Origin of the sequence: Streptomyces sp. GDS52 (assembly GCF_052246875.1) — a bacterium.
GTDB lineage: Bacteria > Actinomycetota > Actinomycetes > Streptomycetales > Streptomycetaceae > Streptomyces > Streptomyces cathayae.
This window is the reverse complement of the sequence record NZ_CM125966.1, coordinates 1,046,434-1,066,739: the sequence shown is the minus strand read 5'-3', so window position 1 is coordinate 1,066,739 and position 20,306 is coordinate 1,046,434. Positions and strand designations below refer to the sequence as shown.

At 71.5% G+C, this 20,306-nt stretch carries 24 protein-coding genes and 1 pseudogene; 10 read left to right on the top strand and 15 right to left on the bottom strand.

The window, feature by feature from the left end:
- Nucleotides 1-58: 58 nt before the first annotated feature.
- The 4 genes from ACTWJ9_RS04840 to ACTWJ9_RS04825 form a co-directional block, all read right to left on the bottom strand.
- Nucleotides 59-826 carry a thioesterase II family protein gene (locus ACTWJ9_RS04840; protein WP_279332925.1) on the bottom strand — a complete coding sequence of 256 codons (768 nt, stop codon included), beginning with the start codon at nt 824-826 and terminating at the stop codon, nt 59-61.
- Between the two features lie 49 nt (nt 827-875).
- Nucleotides 876-1,754, bottom strand: a complete 879-nt coding sequence (locus tag ACTWJ9_RS04835; RefSeq protein ID WP_387040809.1) for an ACP S-malonyltransferase — start codon at nt 1,752-1,754, stop codon at nt 876-878.
- A gap of 323 nt (nt 1,755-2,077) precedes the next feature.
- Nucleotides 2,078-3,064, bottom strand: a complete 987-nt coding sequence (locus tag ACTWJ9_RS04830; protein ID WP_279332923.1) for a response regulator transcription factor — start codon at nt 3,062-3,064, stop codon at nt 2,078-2,080.
- The gene (locus tag ACTWJ9_RS04825) at nt 3,057-3,833 is read right to left on the bottom strand and encodes a helix-turn-helix transcriptional regulator (RefSeq protein ID WP_279332922.1); all 777 of its coding nucleotides are present in this window, start codon (nt 3,831-3,833) and stop codon (nt 3,057-3,059) included. The genes ACTWJ9_RS04830 and ACTWJ9_RS04825 overlap by 8 nt, the downstream gene beginning before the upstream one ends.
- A gap of 644 nt (nt 3,834-4,477) precedes the next feature.
- Between ACTWJ9_RS04825 and ACTWJ9_RS04820 the strand changes: the two genes are divergently transcribed.
- From ACTWJ9_RS04820 to ACTWJ9_RS04790, 7 genes are all read left to right on the top strand, one after another.
- Nucleotides 4,478-5,242, top strand: coding sequence for a 4'-phosphopantetheinyl transferase family protein (locus ACTWJ9_RS04820; protein WP_279332921.1), 765 nt, complete (start codon nt 4,478-4,480; stop codon nt 5,240-5,242).
- A 739-nt stretch (nt 5,243-5,981) separates the two neighbouring features.
- On the top strand, nt 5,982-6,233 hold the full coding sequence (locus ACTWJ9_RS04815) for a hypothetical protein (RefSeq protein ID WP_279332920.1): 252 nt from the start codon (nt 5,982-5,984) through the stop codon (nt 6,231-6,233).
- A complete protein-coding gene (locus tag ACTWJ9_RS04810; RefSeq protein WP_279332919.1) occupies nt 6,230-6,598 on the top strand; it encodes a helix-turn-helix domain-containing protein in 369 nt (122 codons plus the stop codon). Before ACTWJ9_RS04815 ends, ACTWJ9_RS04810 begins: the two co-directional genes overlap by 4 nt.
- 154 nt (nt 6,599-6,752) lie before the next feature.
- Nucleotides 6,753-7,262: a 2-oxo-4-hydroxy-4-carboxy-5-ureidoimidazoline decarboxylase gene (gene uraD, locus ACTWJ9_RS04805; protein ID WP_279332918.1), complete on the top strand. Its 510-nt coding sequence runs from the start codon at nt 6,753-6,755 to the stop codon at nt 7,260-7,262.
- A 7-nt stretch (nt 7,263-7,269) separates the two neighbouring features.
- Entirely contained in the window at nt 7,270-7,680 is a 411-nt protein-coding gene (gene uraH / locus ACTWJ9_RS04800) for a hydroxyisourate hydrolase (RefSeq protein WP_387036602.1), read from the top strand.
- A 4-nt stretch (nt 7,681-7,684) separates the two neighbouring features.
- Nucleotides 7,685-8,620 carry a factor-independent urate hydroxylase gene (gene pucL, locus ACTWJ9_RS04795; RefSeq protein ID WP_443295242.1) on the top strand — a complete coding sequence of 312 codons (936 nt, stop codon included), beginning with the start codon at nt 7,685-7,687 and terminating at the stop codon, nt 8,618-8,620.
- A gap of 18 nt (nt 8,621-8,638) precedes the next feature.
- On the top strand, nt 8,639-10,048 hold the full coding sequence (locus tag ACTWJ9_RS04790; RefSeq protein ID WP_443295241.1) for an 8-oxoguanine deaminase: 1,410 nt from the start codon (nt 8,639-8,641) through the stop codon (nt 10,046-10,048).
- Nucleotides 10,049-10,063: 15 nt separating this feature from the next.
- Here the strand turns inward: ACTWJ9_RS04790 and ACTWJ9_RS04785 are convergent, their stop codons facing one another.
- The 4 genes from ACTWJ9_RS04785 to ACTWJ9_RS04770 form a co-directional block, all read right to left on the bottom strand.
- On the bottom strand, nt 10,064-10,750 hold the full coding sequence (locus tag ACTWJ9_RS04785) for a peptidoglycan recognition protein family protein (protein WP_443295240.1): 687 nt from the start codon (nt 10,748-10,750) through the stop codon (nt 10,064-10,066).
- A gap of 145 nt (nt 10,751-10,895) precedes the next feature.
- Nucleotides 10,896-11,780 (bottom strand): lysozyme, encoded by an 885-nt coding sequence (locus tag ACTWJ9_RS04780; RefSeq protein WP_279332913.1) that lies wholly within the window; start codon nt 11,778-11,780, stop codon nt 10,896-10,898.
- Nucleotides 11,781-12,090: 310 nt separating this feature from the next.
- Complete coding sequence (locus tag ACTWJ9_RS04775; protein ID WP_387036606.1) at nt 12,091-12,513, bottom strand: acyl-CoA thioesterase; 423 nt, start codon at nt 12,511-12,513, stop codon at nt 12,091-12,093.
- Between the two features lie 57 nt (nt 12,514-12,570).
- The gene (locus ACTWJ9_RS04770; protein ID WP_387036637.1) at nt 12,571-13,209 is read right to left on the bottom strand and encodes a hypothetical protein; all 639 of its coding nucleotides are present in this window, start codon (nt 13,207-13,209) and stop codon (nt 12,571-12,573) included.
- 136 nt (nt 13,210-13,345) lie between these two features.
- On the opposite strand from ACTWJ9_RS04770, the gene ACTWJ9_RS04765 reads away from it, so the two are divergent.
- On the top strand, nt 13,346-14,137 hold the full coding sequence (locus tag ACTWJ9_RS04765) for an IclR family transcriptional regulator (protein WP_443295239.1): 792 nt from the start codon (nt 13,346-13,348) through the stop codon (nt 14,135-14,137).
- 291 nt (nt 14,138-14,428) lie between these two features.
- Nucleotides 14,429-15,751 carry an MFS transporter gene (locus tag ACTWJ9_RS04760; RefSeq protein WP_279332909.1) on the top strand — a complete coding sequence of 441 codons (1,323 nt, stop codon included), beginning with the start codon at nt 14,429-14,431 and terminating at the stop codon, nt 15,749-15,751.
- Nucleotides 15,752-15,984: 233 nt separating this feature from the next.
- Here ACTWJ9_RS04760 and ACTWJ9_RS04755 read toward each other — a convergent pair.
- The 7 genes and pseudogenes from ACTWJ9_RS04755 to ACTWJ9_RS04725 form a co-directional block, all read right to left on the bottom strand.
- A pseudogene (locus ACTWJ9_RS04755) lies at nt 15,985-16,422 on the bottom strand (Scr1 family TA system antitoxin-like transcriptional regulator); the annotation flags it as partial.
- Between the two features lie 209 nt (nt 16,423-16,631).
- Nucleotides 16,632-17,192, bottom strand: a complete 561-nt coding sequence (locus tag ACTWJ9_RS04750; protein ID WP_279332908.1) for a GNAT family N-acetyltransferase — start codon at nt 17,190-17,192, stop codon at nt 16,632-16,634.
- Entirely contained in the window at nt 17,189-17,329 is a 141-nt protein-coding gene (locus tag ACTWJ9_RS04745; RefSeq protein WP_279332907.1) for a hypothetical protein, read from the bottom strand. Before ACTWJ9_RS04745 ends, ACTWJ9_RS04750 begins: the two co-directional genes overlap by 4 nt.
- Complete coding sequence (locus ACTWJ9_RS04740; RefSeq protein ID WP_384208550.1) at nt 17,323-17,427, bottom strand: arginase family protein; 105 nt, start codon at nt 17,425-17,427, stop codon at nt 17,323-17,325. The genes ACTWJ9_RS04745 and ACTWJ9_RS04740 overlap by 7 nt, the downstream gene beginning before the upstream one ends.
- A 233-nt stretch (nt 17,428-17,660) precedes the next feature.
- A complete protein-coding gene (locus tag ACTWJ9_RS04735) occupies nt 17,661-17,834 on the bottom strand; it encodes a transposase (protein ID WP_384208566.1) in 174 nt (57 codons plus the stop codon).
- A gap of 116 nt (nt 17,835-17,950) precedes the next feature.
- Entirely contained in the window at nt 17,951-18,289 is a 339-nt protein-coding gene (locus ACTWJ9_RS04730) for a hypothetical protein (protein WP_279332906.1), read from the bottom strand.
- 44 nt (nt 18,290-18,333) lie between these two features.
- Nucleotides 18,334-19,542 carry a pyridoxal phosphate-dependent aminotransferase gene (locus ACTWJ9_RS04725; protein ID WP_279332905.1) on the bottom strand — a complete coding sequence of 403 codons (1,209 nt, stop codon included), beginning with the start codon at nt 19,540-19,542 and terminating at the stop codon, nt 18,334-18,336.
- Between the two features lie 91 nt (nt 19,543-19,633).
- Between ACTWJ9_RS04725 and ACTWJ9_RS04720 the strand changes: the two genes are divergently transcribed.
- The gene (locus ACTWJ9_RS04720) at nt 19,634-20,284 is read left to right on the top strand and encodes a winged helix-turn-helix transcriptional regulator (protein WP_443295238.1); all 651 of its coding nucleotides are present in this window, start codon (nt 19,634-19,636) and stop codon (nt 20,282-20,284) included.
- Nucleotides 20,285-20,306 lie beyond the last annotated feature (22 nt).

The window sequence follows — 20,306 nt, the reverse complement described above, 5'->3', positions numbered from 1 at the left end:
CCGCGGGCGGCGGGCACGGGCGGGTTTCGGCAGGGTCCGGCCGTGGCCGGGGCCGGTGTCAGCGCAGCCGGGACGTCAGGTCGGCGACGAGCTCGTCCCTGCGTGACGCCAGGTAGAAGTGGTCGCCTTCCAGCACCTTGAGTTCGAAGCCCTTCGGGGCGACGCCGGCCCAGGCGGCCACCTCTTCCACGGTGACGTTGGGATCGTGGTTTCCCACGTAACCGATGACCGGGCAGCGCACGGGCACGGCGGGCCGGGGGCCCTTCTCGGCATACCTCCCGACGACGGTGAAGTCGGCCAGGAGCGCCGGCAACACGAGTTCCCGCAGGTCGGGGTCCTCCAGCAGCGCGGCGTCGGTACCGCCCAGCTTGCGGACCTCGGCGAGAACGGACTCGGTACCGTCCAGGTGCGCGGTGCGCGGCCGCTGCCCGTGGGGGGGCCGCTGGCCGGAGACGAGGAGAACGCTCGGGCAGAAGCCGTGTCTGTGCTCCAGGCGGACCGCCACCTCGTAGGCGAGCGAGGCCCCCATGCTGTGGCCGAAGAGTGCCAACGGCTTGTCGAGGAGGGGCAGAACGGCGGCGGTCACCGCGTCGGCCAGCTCCTCCATGCTCTCGAGGCAGGGTTCGGCGATCCGCTCCTGGCGCCCCGGGTACCGGGTCGCCAGCACCTCGACGTCGTCGCCGAAGGCGTTCCCCCAGGAGTGGTAGGAACTCGCCGAACCACCGGCGTGCGGCAGGCAGAGCAGTCGCATACGGGCCGGGGCGGACGGGGCGTAGCGCCGGAACCACGTCGCGTCGCTCCGGGGGGTGTGCTTCAGGGTGTTCATGGCATCGGGCTTCTCGTGTAGGGGAGTTCGGTCCGGAGCGGCGGGGGTGTCACACGGCGGCGAGGCCCTCCAGGGCGCCGGGGCCGTCCACAGGGGTCACCTCGATGCCGGGATCGATCCGGTGGATCAGGTTCGTCAGCACACGCCCCGGGCCCAGCTCGACGAGCCGTCGGCAGCCGAGCCGTCCGGTCAGGGTCCGCACGCTCTCCTCCCAGCGCACCGGGGAGACCAGCTGACGCACGGCCAGCTCCGGCCAGTCGCCGTCGCCCGTGTACGGCTGCGCGTCCACGTTGGCGACCACCTGGAGGTGCCCCGGGGCGAACCGCACGTCCCGCAGAGCCTGGGCCAGCCGCTCGGCGGCGGGCGCCATGAAGGGGCTGTGGAAGGCGCCGCCCACGGAGAGGCGGATGAGTTTGGCCCCGACACCCGGAGCCAGTTCCGCCGCCCTCCCGACGCCGTCCGCGGAGCCGGAGAGCCCTGTCTGACCAGGGGCGTTGACATTGGCCACCCATACGTCGAGCCCCTCGGCCCGCACCTCGGCGGCCAGTTCCCCGGCTTCCCGGAGCCCGGCCCCGATGAGCACACCCATGGTGCCCGGACGGAGCTGCTCGGCGTCTCGCATGGCCTGCCCCCGGATCGTCACCAGGGAGACGGCGTCCCGCAGTGTCAGCACTCCGGCCGCCGTCAGCGCCGCGTACTCTCCCAGGCTGTGCCCGGCGCACGCCACGGCGCCGTCCAGTGCCCCGCACCGTGCCGCCTCCGCGTGGGCCATCAGGGCCACCGTGAAGACCGAGAGCTGAGCCAGGTCGGTACGGCGCAGTACGTCGGTCGGGGTCCGCAACAGCAGTTCCTCGACGTCCTGGCCGCAGTGCCGGGAAACCTCACCGGCCAGGCTCCAGGCGGGGGTGTCCCGCCAGGGTTCACCCATGCCTTGACGTTGCGTCCCCTGTCCGGGGAATACCAGACCGATCGGCGTCGGGGTCAACTTTCCACACCTTCCAGGCGGCACATGGACAGAGACGGGGGCCCGCGTCCGGCCGTTGGTCTCGGGTGACGGGCCCCCGCCCCGGTGCGCCGCGGGCCGAGGAGTGAGGGTCCCCGAGGTCCCGCGGCGCACCGGATCGCCGGCGGCACAGGGAACGCGCGTGTCGCCGGAGTTCTCGGGTCAGGGGTGTCCGGCCGTCCGCCCGGGGCGGACGCCGTTCGTGTCGTCCCTGTCTAACCGGCTCCGCCGGACGGGGGCAACGACGGCTACAGGAAGTTGCCAGTGCCGGACCGGCCGTCGCGAGGAGGCGTGCCGTTCGTGTCGCGTACGTCCCGCGCCGCTCCCTGGGCCGGCACGTCCTGTCGTGGCGCACCCCGCCGGGCCGATGCCCCGGACGCACCCTGGGCCGGTCCGGCCGACGGGCGACCGGAGCTCTTCCGGCCCTTGGGCAAAAGCCCCAGCTCGGCTGCCCGGACCCCGGCCTGGAAGCGTGAACTCGCTCCGAGGAGCGCCATGATCTCCGCGACGTAGCGGCGGTAGGTGCGCACCGAGATGGAGAGTTCGCGTGCGGCGACCTCGTCGGTGATGCCGATCTGAAGGAGGTTCAGGATCTGCCGGGCCACGTCGGCCCGGTTGAGGTTGCCGAAGTCGATCTGTTTCTCGACCGGGACCGCGTGGCGCCAGAGCCCCTCGAAGAGGGTGCCCAGCGTGCCGATCACGGTGGTGGCGCGGATCACCGAGGCCTGTCGCCCGATGACCGCTTGCGAGGTCACCAGGGCGGCCGCCCCGTCGACGATCATCACCTGGAGCATGGGCACCCTGCCCACCCGCACCTCGTACCGGAGGCTCTCCAGCATGGGGAGCTGGACCACTCCGTTGTCGAGCATCGCCTGGGTGCACAGGAGCCGCAGTCCGATGTTCTTCCGGCGGGTCTCCAACTCCCGGTACACGGAGTTGATCGCCTCGACGTGCTCCGAGTCGGCCAGCACGATGTCGATGGTCCGTTCGCCCTCGGCGACGAGCCCGAGGGCGGCTGCCGCCACCTCACTGCCACAGGGGGCGACGTTGGTGATCAGCGAGTCCCGCACGACACGGTCGCGGTGCTTGGCGACGGTGGCCTCGATCAGTCGACGGACCTCCATGAGCGTCTGCTCCACGTCGTCCGCGGGCTGTACGCCGTGTTGCCCGGTGTGGCCGCGGGGGGCCTTCGCGGTGGTGTACTCCGGCCGTTCGCCAGGATGGGGATCAACCATGGCGCCGTGATTCCCGGCCGGGGGCATCGGTGCGCTGCGGCAGCAGGGCCATCTCCACGGCCCTGGCCCCGGCCTGGAAGCGGGAGTTGGCCCCCAGCTCCTGCATGATCTCCGCGACGTGACGTCGGTACGTGCGCAGGGACACCCGGAGTTCGCGCGCCGCCACCTCGTCGGTCCGGCCCTCGCACAGCTGTTCCAGGATGCGTCGTACCGACTCCGTGCGCATGCGCGCGCTCGTGCGCTGGTGCTCGGCGAGCGACCGGGCGTTGGCCCACGATCCGGCGAACATCAGATCCAGGGCGCGGGCCGACGCCGTGTCCTTGATGATCGCGGCTTCGTAGCCCTTGCCGGGAGGGTCCGGCATGAGGGCGACTCGGCTGTCGACGATCAGCATGCCGCGCAACTCCCCTTCGTCGACCCGGATCTCGCACCGGGTGTCCCGGAAGTGCTCGGCGCTCGGCCTGCAGCTGTTCACCGCCTGCGGCGTGCACAGCAGTCGGATGACCGGACCGTTCGCCCCGCCGCCCGCCGCCCGCTCCTTGGAGGGTGACGCGTGGGCGGCGAGCGCGTCGAACACGGTGGACGCGCTCTCGCCGGCGGTCAACGAGACGGAGACCGAGTGACGTGCCAGTCCGACGAGCCGGGTGACTGTGCCACCGATGTCGGCATCGTCCATGCGCAGGACGAGGGATTCGCGTACCGGCCTGGTCCGGTGCAGCGACACCGTCGATTCGATCAGCGCACGTGCCTGAAGCAGCGCGCTTTCCATCCTGCTGATGTCCTCGGCCGTATCGAGGGCGCCGTCGGCCGGACCCGGGGCCGACCCGCCCGGTGAAGGTTTCCTGATCACGACGGACATCAGGTCTTCACCGTGGTTTTTCAATGTGGAATGCTTCATTGCACTGATCGTTCCCCGTGATGCTCAGTGACAGAATCCTCGCCCTGACGGATGGCGAAGTTGGCGAATTCGATGTCAGGAATTGTATTCCTGTCGAAAAATGCGCAGAGGCTCCTGAGTGTTAACTTTGCCTGAACAGTCATCCATTCACCATGAATTTACTTATCGAGGAAAAGTGATCCACGATGCGGCGGGTGGGGCTCAGGGCGGGCCGAGTCTGCTCGACTCCAGGGCTCAGACATTATGGGCTGGCTGCGAGCCAGTCAACGTCGGGTCGCAGGAATAGTCCAGGTAAAGTCCTACTCTCCGGCGGACCTCGCGGGCCGTCGCGCCCCGGGCGCCCGGCCGGGTTGTCAGCAAGTTGCAGCGCTTCCGGCGGGAGTCGGAGGCCGGGTCCCGGGCCGGACACGGACCACATCCGGGAGGTGACAGCCAGTCATCGTCGCGGCGTGTCCCTGTCCGCTTGCTGCCATCCTTCGGCCGCCTGCCGAGTGGCGGACCTAGCGTCTCGGTGCATGACCGCACCCCAGATCAGTGCCGAATCAGCCAGTGGACATCCGGGCGCCCGGACCTCGCCGGACGGGGTGACCGTGTGGTGGTGGCGGGGTGCGACGACGGTCCTGGCCGCGGACCTCGCCCTCCTGGACGACTCCGAGAGGCGACGCCTGGAGCGCATGCGCACCCCGGCCGGGGCCGCGGAGTTCGCCGGCAACCGGGCGGCGGTGCGCCGCGTCCTGGCCGGTCTGCTGGACACGGCGCCGGAGCGGATCCGCCTGGGCCGTAGGCCGTGTCCGGGCTGCGGGGACGGGGAGCACGGGCCGCCGACGGTGCTGGAACCGCAGGCCGAGTGCTGGATCAGCATCTCCCACACCTCGGGCTGCGGCATGCTCGCCGTGGCCGCGGTGCCCGTCGGAGTGGACGTCGAACGGGTCCGGGACGTCCGGGTCGGGGATCTCGCGCCCACCGTCCTCACCCCCTCCGAGGCGCGGTGGCTGGACGACTCCCTCGCCGGGGACGCGTTGCACCGGGCGTTCCTGCGCTGCTGGACCCGCAAGGAGGCCGTGCTCAAGGCGGTCGGTGTCGGCGTCACGGTTCCCCTGGACCGGGTGGAGACGCATCCGGCCACCGTCGGCACGGTCACGGTCGCCGCCGGGGTGCCCGGCACGCCCGACCCGTGGTCTGTCACCGACCTGCCAGTACCGGCGGCCTGGGCGGCCTCCGTGGCCCTCCCCGCCGGGACGGGCGGGCCCGTCCGCCTGCGTCCGCACGCGGGGGACTGAGTCCGTCCCGGTGGAGGGGCCTTCGGCGCGCGGGAGGAAAAGGGGTCCGTCGGCCGAGTTCGTCCCTCGAATCTCCCGGCGCGATTTCCGTTGAAATTTGAATCATCGTGCGGAGTTCCGTCGCGTGAACTCGCGAGTGGCATTTCCGTTCTTCCCGCGATCCGGGCCGGGCCCCTCCCCGGGGCCCTCTCCGCGATTGCGCTTCGCGTCCTCGGAACGTCGTGGTGCTGTCATCGTCCGACGTGGGCGAGAGGTGCCGATCGGGTCCTTTCCCGCTTCGGTCCGGGGGCGCGGCGAAGGGGGACGGCCGTCTTTCGCGGTGTCGGCGGGATTCGGCGGGGACCGCGATGGAGCGTGCACAAGGCCACCGAACTTTCACCAAAGGCGCCGAACTTTCACCTGGTCCATGGTGGACGGTTGAGCGGATCCGTGCCGACCGGCCCGCACGGAGCCGGCCCCGCGGCCGGGCACGGCGGACCGTGACCGCTTTCCCCGCTGGGCCGCGGTCCGGCCCGCGGGCTTCCTCGGCCTGCCCGGCGGCCTGATGCTCCCGGGCCGGGAAGCTCGGCGCGGCTTCCCGCCGATCGCCGCAGGGAAGTCCGTTAAGGTCGTGTCGGAGCGCCTGGGGCAGTGGTGGACCGGGAGTTCGGTGTCCTGACGGAAGAATGTGCCCCGCGCGGGCCCTCTCGGTCGGAGGCGGGGAGAGCACGCTGGTCGGAGCCGATGTCATGGGGGCGCAGTGCGACTGAGAGTGGAGTTCACGACCGAGCCCTTCGACCTGGACGAGGCGCCCGCGCACGCGGTGGTGGCCCGGGAGGTCGTGGAGGCGGCCGAACTGGACTCGGTGGACGTCGGGCCGTTCGGGAACACCGCGGAGGGCGGCGCGGACGCGGTGCTCACCGCCGTCGACGCCCTGCTGCGCCGGTCCCTGGAGGCGGGCGCCACCCGGATCTCGCTCCAGGTCAACGTGATCGCGGAGGGCGGGCGATGAGCGGCGCGGCGGACGAGCCGTTCATCGCGGCCGTCACACCACTCGTCGACGCCATGGGCGGGCAGCTGCTCCCGCCCGACGAGGCCGGTCCCGACGACGTCGTCCTCGTCTGGGAGGGGGCCGACGCCGTCGCCGTGCGCCTGCCCCAGTTCGCCGACTCCCTCGACCACATCCTCGCCGCCCTCGAACGCCGGCAGGGCAGGCCCCTCGCCGAGCTGGACCGCAGGGCCAAGCAGGAGATCGTACGGAGCCTGGAGGTGCGCGGCGCCTTCGCCGTACGGCACGGCGTGGAGACCGTGGCGAGCGCGCTCGGCGTCAGCCGGTTCACCGTCTACAACTACCTCAACCGCGAGAAGGGCTCCTGAGCCCCGACCAGGGCGTACGAACCGCCTCCGGTGCCGCGTGGCGTGATGGCCGTCCGCCAGTTTTCAACAAACTGTTGACGTGACGGTCCGTGGCGGCGTTAGCTGTCGGCACGCCCGTTCAGCACCGAGGCCGCTCGCGGCCGGGGAGGCCACCGTGACGTCCGCTGCCACGCCACCGGGCCTGGCCCGCTTCAACGCGCTGGAGGAGCCGGCGGCCCTCGCCGTCCTCCACGAGACGTGTGCCTCCACGGCGTGGGCCCGCCGCCTGCTCGCCGGCCGCCCCTACGCCACCGCCGACGACCTGTACGCCGCCTCCGACACCGCCATGGGCGGGCTGGGCGCGGCGGACCTCCGGGAGGCGATGGCCGGGCACCCGCCGATCGGCAGGCCCCGGCCCGGCGACCCGGCCTCGGCGCGGGAGCAGAGCGGCATGACCGCCGCGCCGGACCGGCTCAAGGCGGAGATGCTCGAACTGAACCTGGCCTACCAGGAGAGGTTCGGCCACGTGTTCCTCGTCTGCGCCACCGGCCGGACCGGCGAGCAGCTGCGCGACGCGCTGACCGAGCGCATGGGCAACACGCCGGAGCGGGAGCGCGAGACCGTCCGCACCGAACTGGGGAGGATCAACCGCATCCGGCTGGCCCGACTCGTCGACGAGGACTGACGCAGAGATGAGCACCGACACCACCGTCACCGCCACCACCGCCTCCGTCTCCACGCACATCCTGGACACCAGCGTCGGCCGCCCCGCCCGCGGCGTCGCCGTCCACCTCTCCGCCCGCTCGGGCCGCCAGGCCCCCTGGCAGGCGCTGGGCGGCTCCACGACCGACGCGGACGGGCGGTGCGAGGACCTCCCGGCGCCACCGGAGGGAACCACCCACGTACGGCTCGACTTCGCCGTGGAGCCGTACTTCACCGACCGACGGGCCGAGGCGCGGCAGGACGCCCCCGCGCACCGGGACGGCGGCGCCGGGGCGTTCTTCCCGGAGGTGGCGGTCACGTTCGCCGTCGTACCGGGCGAGCACCACCACGTACCGCTGCTGCTCAACCCGTTCGGCTACTCCGTATACCGAGGGAGCTGACGAGATGACCGACACCTCCCGCCCCTCCCGCCCCGCGGTCCTGGGCCAGAACCAGTACGGCAAGGCCGAGAACCGGGTCGTCAGGATCACGCGGAACGGCGCCACCCACCACATCAAGGACCTGAACGTCTCCGTCGCCCTGTCCGGCGACATGGAGGAGGTCCACTACTCCGGCTCCAACGCCAACGTCCTGCCGACCGACACCACCAAGAACACCGTGTTCGCCTTCGCCAAGGAGCACGGCATCGAGTCCGCCGAGCAGTTCGGCATCCACCTCGCCCGGCACTTCGTCACCTCCCAGGAGCCCGTCCACCGGGCCCGCATCCGCGTCGAGGAGTACGCCTGGGAGCGGATCGCCACCTCCGACGCCCACGAGGGCGAGCACTCCTTCGTCCGCAGGGGCCAGGAGACCCGGCTGGCGCAGGTCACCTACGACGGCGAGCGGTGGGAGGTCGTCTCGGGCCTGAAGGACCTGACGGTGCTGAACTCCACCGACTCCGAGTTCCGGGGCTACGTCAAGGACAGGTACACGACGCTGCAGGAGACCCGCGACCGTGTCCTCGCCACCTCGGTCGCCGCCCGCTGGCGGTTCCACTGGACCGACGACCGGCAGCCGATGCCCGACTGGGAGACCTCCTACGAGCGGACGAAGCAGCACCTGCTCCAGGCCTTCGCCGAGACCTACTCCCTGTCCCTGCAGCAGACGATGTACCGGATGGGCGCGCGGATCATCGACCACCGCGACGAGATAGCCGAGGTCCGCCTCTCCCTCCCCAACCGCCACCACTTCCAGGTGGACCTGGAACCCTTCGGCCTCGAGAACGACGGCGAGGACGGCGCCGTCTACCTCGCCGCCGACCGCCCCTACGGTCTGATAGAGGCCACGATCCTGCGGAACGGCTGTGAGGCGCTGATACCGGCGGACCTCACCAACCTCTGAGGGCAGAAGGGACGAACCATGGCAACAGCCCAGCGCAGCACCACCGAACGCGCGGTCACCGAACGCGTCGTCATCGAGAACTGCGCGATCGCGACCGTCGACGCGCAGGACACCGAGTACGCCTGTGGGCACCTCGTCCTCGCCGGCCACCGCATCGAGTCCCTCGGCGCGGGCCGGGCGCCCGAGGGACTGGAGAATGTCGTCCGCTGTATCGACGCCACCGGGCACCTGGCGACCCCCGGCCTGGTCAACACCCACCACCACTTCTACCAGTGGCTCACCCGGGGCCTGGCCACCGACCACAACCTGTTCGACTGGCTCGTCGCGCTCTACCCGACCTGGGCGCGCATCGACGAGCCGATGGTGGACGCGGCGGCCCGGGGGTCCCTCGCGATGATGGCCCGCGGCGGCGTCACCACCGCCGCGGACCACCACTACGTCTTCCCGCGGGGCACCGGCGACCTGTCCGGCACCCTCGTCCGCGCCGCCCGTGACCTGGGGGTGCGCTTCACCCTCGCCCGCGGCTCCATGGACCTCGGCGAGAAGGACGGCGGACTGCCCCCGGACTTCGCCGTGGAGACCCTGGAGGGCGCCCTCGCCGCGACCGAGGACACCGTCCGCCGGCACCACGACACCTCCTTCGGCGCCATGACCCAGGTCGCCGTCGCACCCTGCTCACCGTTCTCCGTCTCCACCGAACTGATGCGGCGGTCAGCCGAGTCGGCCCGCGAACTCGGCGTACGCCTGCACACCCACGGCTCGGAGACGGTGGAGGAGGAGAAGTTCTGCCACGAGCAGTTCGGCATGGGCCCGACCGACTACTTCGAGTCCACCGGCTGGCTCGGCGAGGACGTGTGGATGGCGCACTGCGTCCACATGAACGACTCCGACATCGCCGCCTTCGCCCGTACGGGCACGGGCGTCGCCCACTGCCCCTCCTCCAACGCCCGCCTCGCCGCGGGCATCGCACGCGTCCCCGACCTGCTGGCGGCCGGCGTCCCGGTCGGCCTCGGCGTGGACGGCACGGCGTCCAACGAGGCCGGGGAACTGCACACCGAACTGCGCAACGCACTGCTCGTGGGCCGCCTCGGCCCGCACCGCGAAACGGCCCTGACGACCCGCCAGGCGCTGCGCCTGGGCACCTACGGAGGCGCCCGAGTGCTGGGCCGTACCGCCGAGATCGGCTCGCTGGAGCCGGGCAAGCTCGCCGACCTGGTGCTGTGGCGGATGGACACCCTCGCCCACTCCTCCATCGCCGACCCGGTGGCCGCGCTGGTCCTCGGCGCGGCGGCCCCGGTCACCGCGTCGTTCGTGAACGGCCGTCAGATCGTGGAGGACGGTCGGCTCCGCACGGCCGACGAGGACGAGATCGCCCGCTCCACCCGCGCACAGGCCCGGCGACTGGCCCGGATCACCGACCGGGCCTGACCGCCTTCGGGGCGGCTACGCCAGAGCCGCCCCGACCTCGTCGCGCAGCCGGGGCAGCATGTCGTGGAACACCCCGGGGCAGAGGGTGTCGCCGTAGTCCTTGTGGCCGTAGAGCCGTGTGGCGGGGACGCCGTAGCGCGCGCAGGTGTACGCGCACAGGGCGACCAGCACCTCCCACTGCGCCCGCGGAGGCGTGGCCCCCGCGTGGTAGGAGCCCTCGTTGGCGATCCCGACGGCCTGGTCGTTCTGCCCGGAGGTGTGGGCGCCGAGGACGAAACCGCTCCCTGTGGTGAGGGCCTGGAGGCTGCCGTGCCGCCCCTCGGTGATCCAGCCGCCCCGGCTGACCAGGAAGTGGTAGCCGGTGTCGACCCAGCCGTTCTTGTCCATGTGCAGGTCCTGGACCCAGTGGGCGTGGGAGTGGGCCTGGGTGCGGGAGAAGTCGGAGGTGTTGGCGCTCACCGTGTGGTGGACGATGATCCGGTTCGGCCGGTACGACAGCCGGCTGATGCTTCCGCGCGGTGAACGGGCGCCCCAGGTACGGGTGTTGTCGATGTCCGGCTCGACGGGGTCGGCGGCCTTCGCGTGGGCGGAGCTCTGTGCCTGAGCGGTGCGCGGGAGGGCGGCGGCAGTGGCGGTGGCGGCGGTCAGGCCGGCCGCACCGGCGAGCAGGAGACGGCGCCGGAGCGCGTTCTCGGCGTTCACGATCGCTCCTCGGGGGAGACGGTGGGGGGAGAGACGGTGGGGGGAGACGGTGGAGCCGACGGGGTAGGCCGTCGGCTCCACCGCGTGAGCGCGTGCCGGGGGAGCGGCGAGGAGGGGGTCCTGCCGGTGCCGGAGCGGGTGCCGGTTACGTGTTGTTGGCGAGGGCCAGGAGCCGGTCGCGGGATCCGTTGAACTGGTTGCGGTCCACGGTGCCGGCGACGCCGCCGACCGAGCCGGTGCTGGTGTACTGCCACACCGTCCAGGTCGGGAAACCGCTCGGGATGGTCGGGGAGGACGCCGAGGTCCAGTGCGCCACCCACAGCGGGCTCTTGCTGTACATGCCGGTCCAGTTGCCGGTGCAGGTGTTCCACCAGCCGGACGTCGTGTAGATCACCGCGTCCCGGCCGGTGCGGGACTTGTAGGTGGTGTAGAAGTCGTTGATCCAGGTGCGCATCTGCGTGGTGGACAGGCCGTAGCACATGGCCCCGTACGGGTTGTGCTCGATGTCCAGGACGCCCGGCAGGGTCAGGTTGTCGCGTGACCAGCCGCCGCCGCTGGAGGCGAAGTAGTTCGCCTGGGTCGCGCCGTTGGAGACGTTCGGGAGCGCGAAGTGGTACGCGCCGCGGATCACGCCGGCGCCGTGTGCGGCCGGGTAGTTGGTGTTGAACCGCGCGTCCTTGTAGCTGGTGCCCTCGGTCGCCTTGATCCAGGCGAACTGGATGCCGGAGCCCCGCACCGAGGTCCAGTTGATGGCGCCCTGCCAGTGCGAGACGTCGATGCCCTGGACGCCGTCGGTCGGGGCCATGACGCCCATCGACGGCGGTTCCGCCGGGGCGTCGCCGTGGACCTGGGCGCCCACGCCCATGTACGCCTGGCCCGGCTCGACCTTGACGCGGTCCTTGCCGGGCTGGGGCGCGGCGGCGGCGCCGGCCGCGGTGGTCGCCGTCAGTGCGAGAGTCGAGACGAGGACGCCGAGCGCCGTGGCCGCCCGTCTGCGGGTGCCGGTCGAACGGCTGGGGAACGAGAACATGACTGCCTCCGGTACGCATGTGGGGATGAGAGCAGGAGGTGACCTCGGCCGGTGCCACCTGGGCAGAGCCGTGCTGTTCCGTACTTTGACGTGCGCGCGTCATCAGTTAGGTATGGGGGTCTACGCGTGTAAAGCCCTCGCGGCCTCCTCTGGAGGTCTGGTCCTCTGGAGGTTCGGACGGCCTGGGGAATCGCCGTCCTGATGACGGAAACTTTCACGCCGTGAAAACGCGGTGAGGGCGAAAGCGGCCCGAGCGCGGCGGCCGGATGCTCGGGGCGAGCGGGATCCCGCCCCGTGCGCCGGCGCCGTCCTACAGCCCGAACATGCCCGGGTCCTCGGCCAGTTCCCGGAAGACGTCCTGCGGGCTCGGCACCAGTGTGCGTTCCTTGAGGTCCAGGACGCCGCCGACCGCCGTGATCTCGGCGGCGACCGTGCCGTCCGCCTTGGTGATGATCTGCTCGATGCGGAACGTCTTGCCGGTGCCCCAGGTGAAGGCGCAGCTCACGTCGACCTCGTCACCCGCGAGCAGCTCCCGCCGGTAGCGGATGGTGGTCTCCAGGGCGACCGGTCCCACCCCCTGCCCGAGGAGACCGGACTGCGTGATCCCGGCCTCCTGGAGCAGCGACCAGCGCGCGTGCTCCGCGTAGTTGAGGTACACGGCCTGGTTGAGGTGGCCCTGCACATCGGTCTCGTATCCGCGCACGGTCACCCGGACGGAAAACGGCTCGCTCACTGCTTCCCCTTCAGCCTGCTCGGTTCGTTGCCCTGACCACCGATCCTGGCACGCCCCTCACACCCGGCGCGGGGAGGCCAGCAGATACCGTGCCCGCGTCCTCGGCTCCGTGTACTCCCCGACCTGCCAGCCGGCCCGCTCGAGCGTGCCGGCGCAGGCCCGCAGCGCCGCACCGTCCGGTTCGTGCACGGCGACCGCCTCCGGCTGCGGGGTCTCCCGCACCCGGTAGCCGCCCTCGGCGTCCCCGACGGCCGGATCGTGTCCGGCGGCCTCCAGGGCGAGCGCGGCGGCCTGCACCAGATGCGCGCGCTCCCAGCCGCACGGCCGGTCGACGGCACCGTCGGGGTTGGTCATCCTGCGCAGCTCCAGCAGGCCCTGCCAGGCGCCGCGCACCTCCCGGAGGCGGGCCGGCCCGGTCCCGGGAACCGTGGCCTCACCACCGGTCCGCGCGGCGAACACCCCGGTGGCGGCGGGCTCGGGTGCGGGTGCGGGTGCGGGCCCGGGCTCCGCTTCCGTGTCCCGTGCCCGATGCCCCGCGGGCGTCAGGAAGTGGTGGTGCGGCGACCGCGGATGCCGGAAGGCGAGCCCACGCCTCACCAGCGCGGCAAGCTGCGCCTCCGTCCCCTTCAGGCGCCCGGTCACGGGATCGGCGCCCTCGACGACCCGCCGCAGCCCCGCACTCAACGCTCTCACCACCACAGCCCCCCGATCCCCGTCCGGCCGACCGGCCCTTCTCGATCTCTCGAAGACTACGACCGGGCACTGACACCCCCGGCGTCCGGAGCGTCGGCGCGATGCGTGCCGCTCCATGAGCAGGCCGTAGAATTCCGCTGTGGAGAACTCAGATCGTACGTCGCAGCCCGGAGCGGAACCGCGGAGCGCGGGCGGCAAACCCGCGCAGGGCCTGGAATCCGTGGAGAACGCCCTCTCCCTGCTGCTCCTGCTCCGCGCGCAGGGGCGCGTGCGGCTGAGCGAGGCCGCCGACGAGCTGGGTGTGGCCCGGTCCACGGCCCACCGTCTGCTCTCCACCCTGCGCGGACGCGGCTTCGCGGTGCAGGGTGCCGACAAGGTGTACCGGCCCGGCCCCACCCTCTACCGCCTGGGGATGTCCCAGCGCTCCGAGTACGACCTGGTGGAGACCGCCAGGCCACACCTGCTGTGGCTCAACAGCCGGCTCGGCGAGACGGTGCACCTGGCGGTCCGGGCCGGGGCCGAGGCGCGCATCCTGCACAGCATCGAGGGAACGCACGCACTGCGCGTCGGCAGCCGCGCGGGCGTGAGTCTGCCCGCGCACCTCTCCGCCGGCGGCAAGGCGCTCCTCGCCGACCTGGGCGTCTCCGAGCTCGCCGACATCTACGGCACCCGCCACGCGGCGCAGGCGGACACCGACCCCGAGACACTGCACCGCACCCTCGCGACCGTCCGCAGGCGGGGCTACGCCGTCAATATCGGGGGTACCGAGCGCGGCATCTCCGCGGTGGGCGCCGCCGTGCGGGAGCCGGGCGGCCGCGCCGTGGCGGCGATGATCGTCTCGGCCCCTTCGCTGCGCTTCACCCGCGCCCGCCTCGGCGAGGCGGCCGCTGTGCTCGGGGAGGCGGTGCGCCGCATGGAGGCGGCACTCTGAGCCGGTGGCCGGTGCCCGGTGGCCGCACACGGCCGATGCGGGGGAGCGCATGGTACGACGGCAGGCCCGTAGCGCAAAGAAATGCTCCCCCCTGTACCGCAGAGCGGAACTGCTGGACATTTTCATTGCTCTCTGCGCAACAGAGCTGCTTCCATGCTGGTCACCGATGGGTCATCTGCTTGTCGCCGGGAAGACGCCGGGGTCTGCGGAGCCGCCCACCGTGTCGGTGCTCCGCCTCGCGGCCCGCCCGGCTCCCTGCCCCCCCACCTCTCCGCGACAGGACGTGGCCGCATGACCACTGATGTTCAAGCCCCCGCTCCCGCCCGCGCTTCCGCCCGGCCCTCCGCTCCGGACCCGACGGACCGGCGCACCCGCGCCCTGACCCGTGCGGTCGTCGCCCTGTGTGCGGCGGCGATCACGGTCGAGGGGTTCGACCTCATCGTCTACGGCGTGGCGATGCCGTCGATGCTCGCCGACGCGAATCTGGGTCTCAGCAAGTCCCTCGCCGGAACTCTCGGCAGCCTCGTCTATCTGGGCATGCTCATCGGCGCCGTCGTCTGCGGGCCGCTCGCCGACCGTCTCGGCAGGCGTCGGCTCGTGCTGGCGTCGGGAGTGATCTTCACCCTGTTCACCGTCGGCTGTGCCATGGCCGCCACGCCCTGGCAGTTCGGTCTCTTCCGGCTGCTCGCCGGTATCGGCATGGGCGGTGTGATGCCGTCCTGCGTGGCCCTCGCGAAGGAGTACGCGCCGCGCGGCCGCTCCGCGCTGGTGGCGACCATCGTCCTCGCGGGCGTTCCGGTCGGCGGCGTGCTCGCCGCGCTCACCGCCGCCGCGTGGGGCGAGTCCCTCGGCTGGCGCGGTCTGTTCGGTGTCGGTGCGGCGCTGTCGACGCTGGTGTTCGTCGGCGTGTACGCCCTGCTGCCGGACTCGCGGCCCGGAGCGGCCGACGCCCCCGCCCCCCGGGCCACGTCCTCGACGGCGTCCGCCGACGGCCTTGAGCCCGGCGCTCCGACGGCCGAGGCGAAGCCCCTCTCCCCGGCCCGCTCCGTGCTGTCGGACGGCCGCGCCCGCACCACCGTGCTGTTCGTCGTCGCCAACTTCGCGGTGCTCCTGGCCTGGTACGGCCTGAACACCTGGCTGACCCAGCTGATGCGCGAGATGGACTACCCGCTCGGCTCGGCGCTGCAGTTCACGCTCGTGCTCAATCTGGGTGCCGTGATCGGCTCGTTCGCCATCGCCGCCGTCGCCGACCGGATCGGCCCGCGCTTCGTCACCATCGGCAGCGCGGCGCTCTCCTCGGTCGCCGTCGTCGGCCTGTCGCTGGGCGGCAACACCGCCGTCGTCCTCTGCCTGACCGCGCTCGCCGGTGTCGGTGCCCATTCGTCCCTGACCGTGCTCAACGACTGGGTGGCGTCCAGCTACCCGGCCTCGATCCGGGCCACGGCACTCGGCTACGTCTCGGGCTTCGGGCGCGCCGGCGCGATCGTGGCCCCCCTGCTCGGCGGCTGGATCCTGACGGCCTCTCTCGGCCCGACCACGGTCTTCTACGTCTTCGCCGCAGCCGCCGCCCTGAGCGCCGCGGCCCTCCTCGCCATCCCCCACCGCCGGGCCTGACGCCCCCGCCGCCGAGCGCGACGCCCCGTCTCCAGCAGGAGGCGGGGCGTCCTCGTCAGGGGGGAGGGGTCTCACCGCCACCGACCCGGCCGGACCGTACGGGAAGGCCGCCGATGCGACCGATCGCCGCCCCCAGGTCCTCCGCGTGGGGGCGTGAGGATGCGGAGGTGGTCGGGTCATCGGCGTCCGGAGGCGTACGGCAGGAAGGCGGCCCACTGCTGGGGGGGCGAAGGTCTGGCGGTGACGAGTCGGTCCACCTCGTCCTCGGAGAAGGCCGGCCGCCGGGACCCGAACACTGCCCGCAGGTACTCCTCGGTCTGCAACAGCCCATTCACCACGGAGTTGTCGTAGGCGCAGATCTCCACGGCCTCCGCCTCCAGCTCGGCCAAGTCCCGTACTTTCTTCGGGAACCGGGCCTTCTCCACATCATTCTTCAGCCCCGAGATCAGGTCGCCCGCGTCCAGCACCCGGTCCGCCGCATCGAGGAAGGACTCCGTCGGCGCCCGTCGTCCGCGCTCGACGGACGACACCTGCTCCTCGCTGTACCTGATGGCCGTCCCGAGACCGGCCTGGGTCATGCCCTCCCGCTCCCGGCACATCTTGATGACCCGCCCGACGGTCCGCAGAACGGCCGCCGACTCCTCGTCCGCGCCGTACGGTTCCACGCTTATGCCCCACACCTCCATGGGTCGCCCGTGCTCAACTCGCCGCCGGTGCGGGGCGTCACGCCTCAGGGCCCGGACAGAGCCGGACAGTGGGCGGACGGTGGCGTCGTGCACCCGACGGTGTGGTGTGAGGTCGCCTCACACCTCTTTCCGAGGGCGCCACTCTGGCTCCGACTCCGCGCGCACCGACTAGGTGCGCACCGCCTCTGTTCTCGTCATTTGTGCCCCTTGCTCCACTCGCGCCGCAGCAGCCCGTACACCAGTTCGTCGACGCGCCGCCCGTCGCGGTGGATGCTCTCGCGCATCACGCCCTCCCGAACGAAACCGGCACCTTCGAGCAGGCGCACGGAACGCGGGTTGTCGGCGAAGACCTCCGCGGTGATCCGCTCGAGTCCGAGCACATCGAAGGCATGACCGACCGCCTGTACCACCGCCTGATATCCGTAGCCGAGCCCCCACAGTTCCTTCTCGCCGATGACGATGCCCAGTCGGCACCGCTGATGCGCCTGCTCGATGAGCGCCAGGTGGAGGAATCCGATGGGCTCCGCGCGGCCGGCGAGGCCGATCGCGAGATGGACGATGTCCTCACTCGGCCGCATCCACCGCTCCAGCGTCGCGGCGACCTGTTCGCGGCTGTAAGTGCGTATCTCGTGGTCGCTCAGACGCTGGATCTCGAGGTCGTTCTTCCAGCGCAGCAGCGGTTCGAGACTTGCCGGGGTGTGGGGTCTCAACTCGACGACGGCGTCGCTCACCGGGGACGTCGGGCTGTCGTTCATCGGGTCTTTCGCTCCTTGACGAGTTCATGGGCACAGTGCATCGCGCTCTCGGCGGTCGTACGGTGTGCGGGGGCGGGCAGGACCTCCGGCACATCAGCGCTGACGACGGCGCAGTTGCCCGCGAGCCAGGTCAGCACGTCCCCGGCCTGCTGGGAGAGGCCCCGAAGGGCTCCCGGCTGCCGGTGTCGGGCACGTGCACCGGGTCGAGTACGTCGATGTCCAGGCTGACGTGCACCTTTCTGCCCCGCAGCGCCGACAGGCCGGCCGGATCGACCCACCCACGCGTAGGAGGTGGAGCGGGCGGTCTTCATCCCCCTGCACAGCAGCGTGACCGGGTGGTTCACCTTCTCCGCCTGGATGAACCGGCATGTCTTGCTCACCGGTCGCTCTCCTTCGCGAAGAAGGCCGTCGCTTTTTTCAGGATCTCGATCGTCTTCGCCTGCTCGGCGGTCAGCTTACGCAGCCGCTTCAGCTCATCGTCCCGGTCGCCGGCGCTCTGCCCGGTCCGCCCTGCGACGGGCCGGATCCGGCGCCCTGAGCGGCATGGTCCTTCTTCACCCAGCCCGGCAGGGACTCCGAGCCGACCCCGAGCTCCCGGGCGACCTCGGTCACCGTCCGGCCCGACGACCGCACGAGTTCGATGGCATCCCGCTGGGTACTCGTCCGAGTACCGCTTCGTGCATGTGCTTCCCACCCGGCACTGCTTCCTCTGGGCTCTCACGTCCCGGTCTCCAACTGTCCGACATCAAGGGGAAGCTTCAACGGCGAGGCTGACCCATGAACTCGGGTTGCTGGTAGGGAGTCCACCAGCTGAGCAGGCCCCAGACGCCGAGCGCGAGCGCACCTGCCGCGATCACGGCCGCGAGCCAGGGGCGGCGCAGTGCGCGCAGGGTGAGCAGCCAGGCGGTGAGCGGGACGAGCGCGCCGCCGACGGCGATGAGCGGGAGGTCGACGTAGAGGACGCTCAGGTCCCGGTGCATGCCTGCGAACCCGCCGTCGACGCTGACCCGCGCCTTCGGGGCCCAGGCGAGTACGGCCGTGATGGCGCCCGCGGCCGCCAGGAGCATGCCGGCGCAGCCCGTTCTGTGTTCCCTCATACCTTGATCGGACGTGATCTTCCCGCCGGCGGTTCCTCCGGTCCCTACTGCCGGTATCCGCTCAGGAACCGGCCGATGCGGCCGATCGCCGCCTCCAGGTCCTCCGCGTGGGGGAGGGTGAGGATGCGGAAGTGGTCGGGGGAGGGCCAGTTGAAGCCGGTGCCCTGGACGACCTGGATCTTCTCCCGGAGCAGCAGGTCCAGGACGAACCTCTCGTCGTCGTGGATCTTGTGGACCTTGGGGTCCAGGCGGGGGAACGCGTACAGGGCGCCCTTCGGTTTCACGCAGCTCACGCCGGGGATCTCGTTCAACTTCTCCCAGGCCACGTCCCGCTGTTCGTGCAGCCGCCCGCCGGGCGCGGTCAGTTCGCGGATGGACTGGCGGCCGCCGAGCGCGGCCTGGATGGCGTACTGGGCGGGCGCGTTGGCGCACAGGCGCATGGAGGCCAGCATGGTCAAGCCCTCGAGGTAGTCCTTCGCGTGCTGCTTGGGTCCGGTCACCACCAGCCAGCCGGAGCGGAAGCCCGCCACGCGGTAGGTCTTCGACAGTCCGCAGAAGGTGAGCACCACCAGGTCGGGGGCGAGCGCGGCGGCCGAGTGGTGCACGGCGTCGTCGTAGAGGATCTGGTCGTAGATCTCGTCGGCGAGGACCATCAGGCCGTGCCGGCGGGCCAGGTCGAGGATGCCCTCGACGACCTCCTTCGGGTAGACCGCGCCGGTGGGGTTGTTGGGGTTGATGATGACCACGGCCTTCGTACGGTCCGTGATCTTCGAGGCCATGTCGTCCAGGTCCGGGTACCAGTCGGCCTGCTCGTCGCACAGGTAGTGCACGGCCTTGCCGCCCGAGAGGGTGGTCACCGCCGTCCAGAGGGGGAAGTCGGGCGCGGGGATCAGGACTTCGTCGCCGTCCTCCAGGAGCGCCTGGACGGCCATCGAGATCAGCTCGGAGACGCCGTTGCCGAGGAAGACGTCGTCGACGTCGACCTCCAGGCCCAGGGTCTGGTAGCGCTGGGCCACCGCGCGGCGGGCGGAGAGGACGCCCCGCGAGTCGGTGTAGCCGTGCGCCTGCGGCAGCATCCTGATCATGTCCTGGACGATCTCCTCCGGCGCCTCGAAGCCGAACAGGGCCGGGTTGCCGGTGTTCAGGCGCAGCACGCTGTGCCCCGCCTCCTCCAGCGCGTTCGCGTGCTCGATGACCGGGCCGCGGATTTCGTAACAGACCTCGCTGAGCTTGCTCGACTGCCGGAACTCCATGCGCCGCTTCCCCTCAAGTGTCCGGTGCTGATTGCTTGGTTTTACCAAGTGAGAGCTTGGAAAGTCCAACAACTTGTCTACACTGCGTCGCATGTCACCTCGCCGAAGCTACGACCAGTACTGTTCCGCCGCCCGTGCGCTCGACGCCGTCGGTGACCGCTGGACCCTGCTGATCGTCCGGGAACTGCTCGCCGGCCCGAGGCGCTACACCGACCTGCACGCGGACCTGCCCGGCGTCAGCACGGACGTGCTGGCCTCGCGGCTGAAGGACATGGAGCGCGACGGGCTGACCAGCCGCCGGCGGCTGCCCCCGCCCGGCGCGGCCTTCGTGTACGAACTCACCGATCGGGGGCGTGAGTTGACGCCGGTGCTCCAGGCGCTCGGCGCATGGGGGCAGGGCGTGCTGGGGGAGCGGCGGCCCACCGACGCGGTCCGGGCGCACTGGTTCGCGCTGCCGCTGCTGCGGGCCCTGGAGGGTGAAGGGCTGGACGAGGAGACGGGCGGGGGACTGGTCGAAGTCCGGCTGGACGAGGGAAGGTTCCACCTGCACGTCGGAGCCGGGAGCGGGGCCGTCTACGGCGACGGGCCCGCTCCCGGGGAGCCCGACGCCACACTGGCCCTCGACGCCGACACCTGTACGGCGATCAGCCGCGGCGAGGCGGCCGTGGCCGACGCGGTGCGGGACGGGCGGATCGAGGTGGGCGGCGACGGCCCGCTCGCCAAGGCACTCCGCGAGGCGTGACGGAAAGGCGACGGCACCGGCA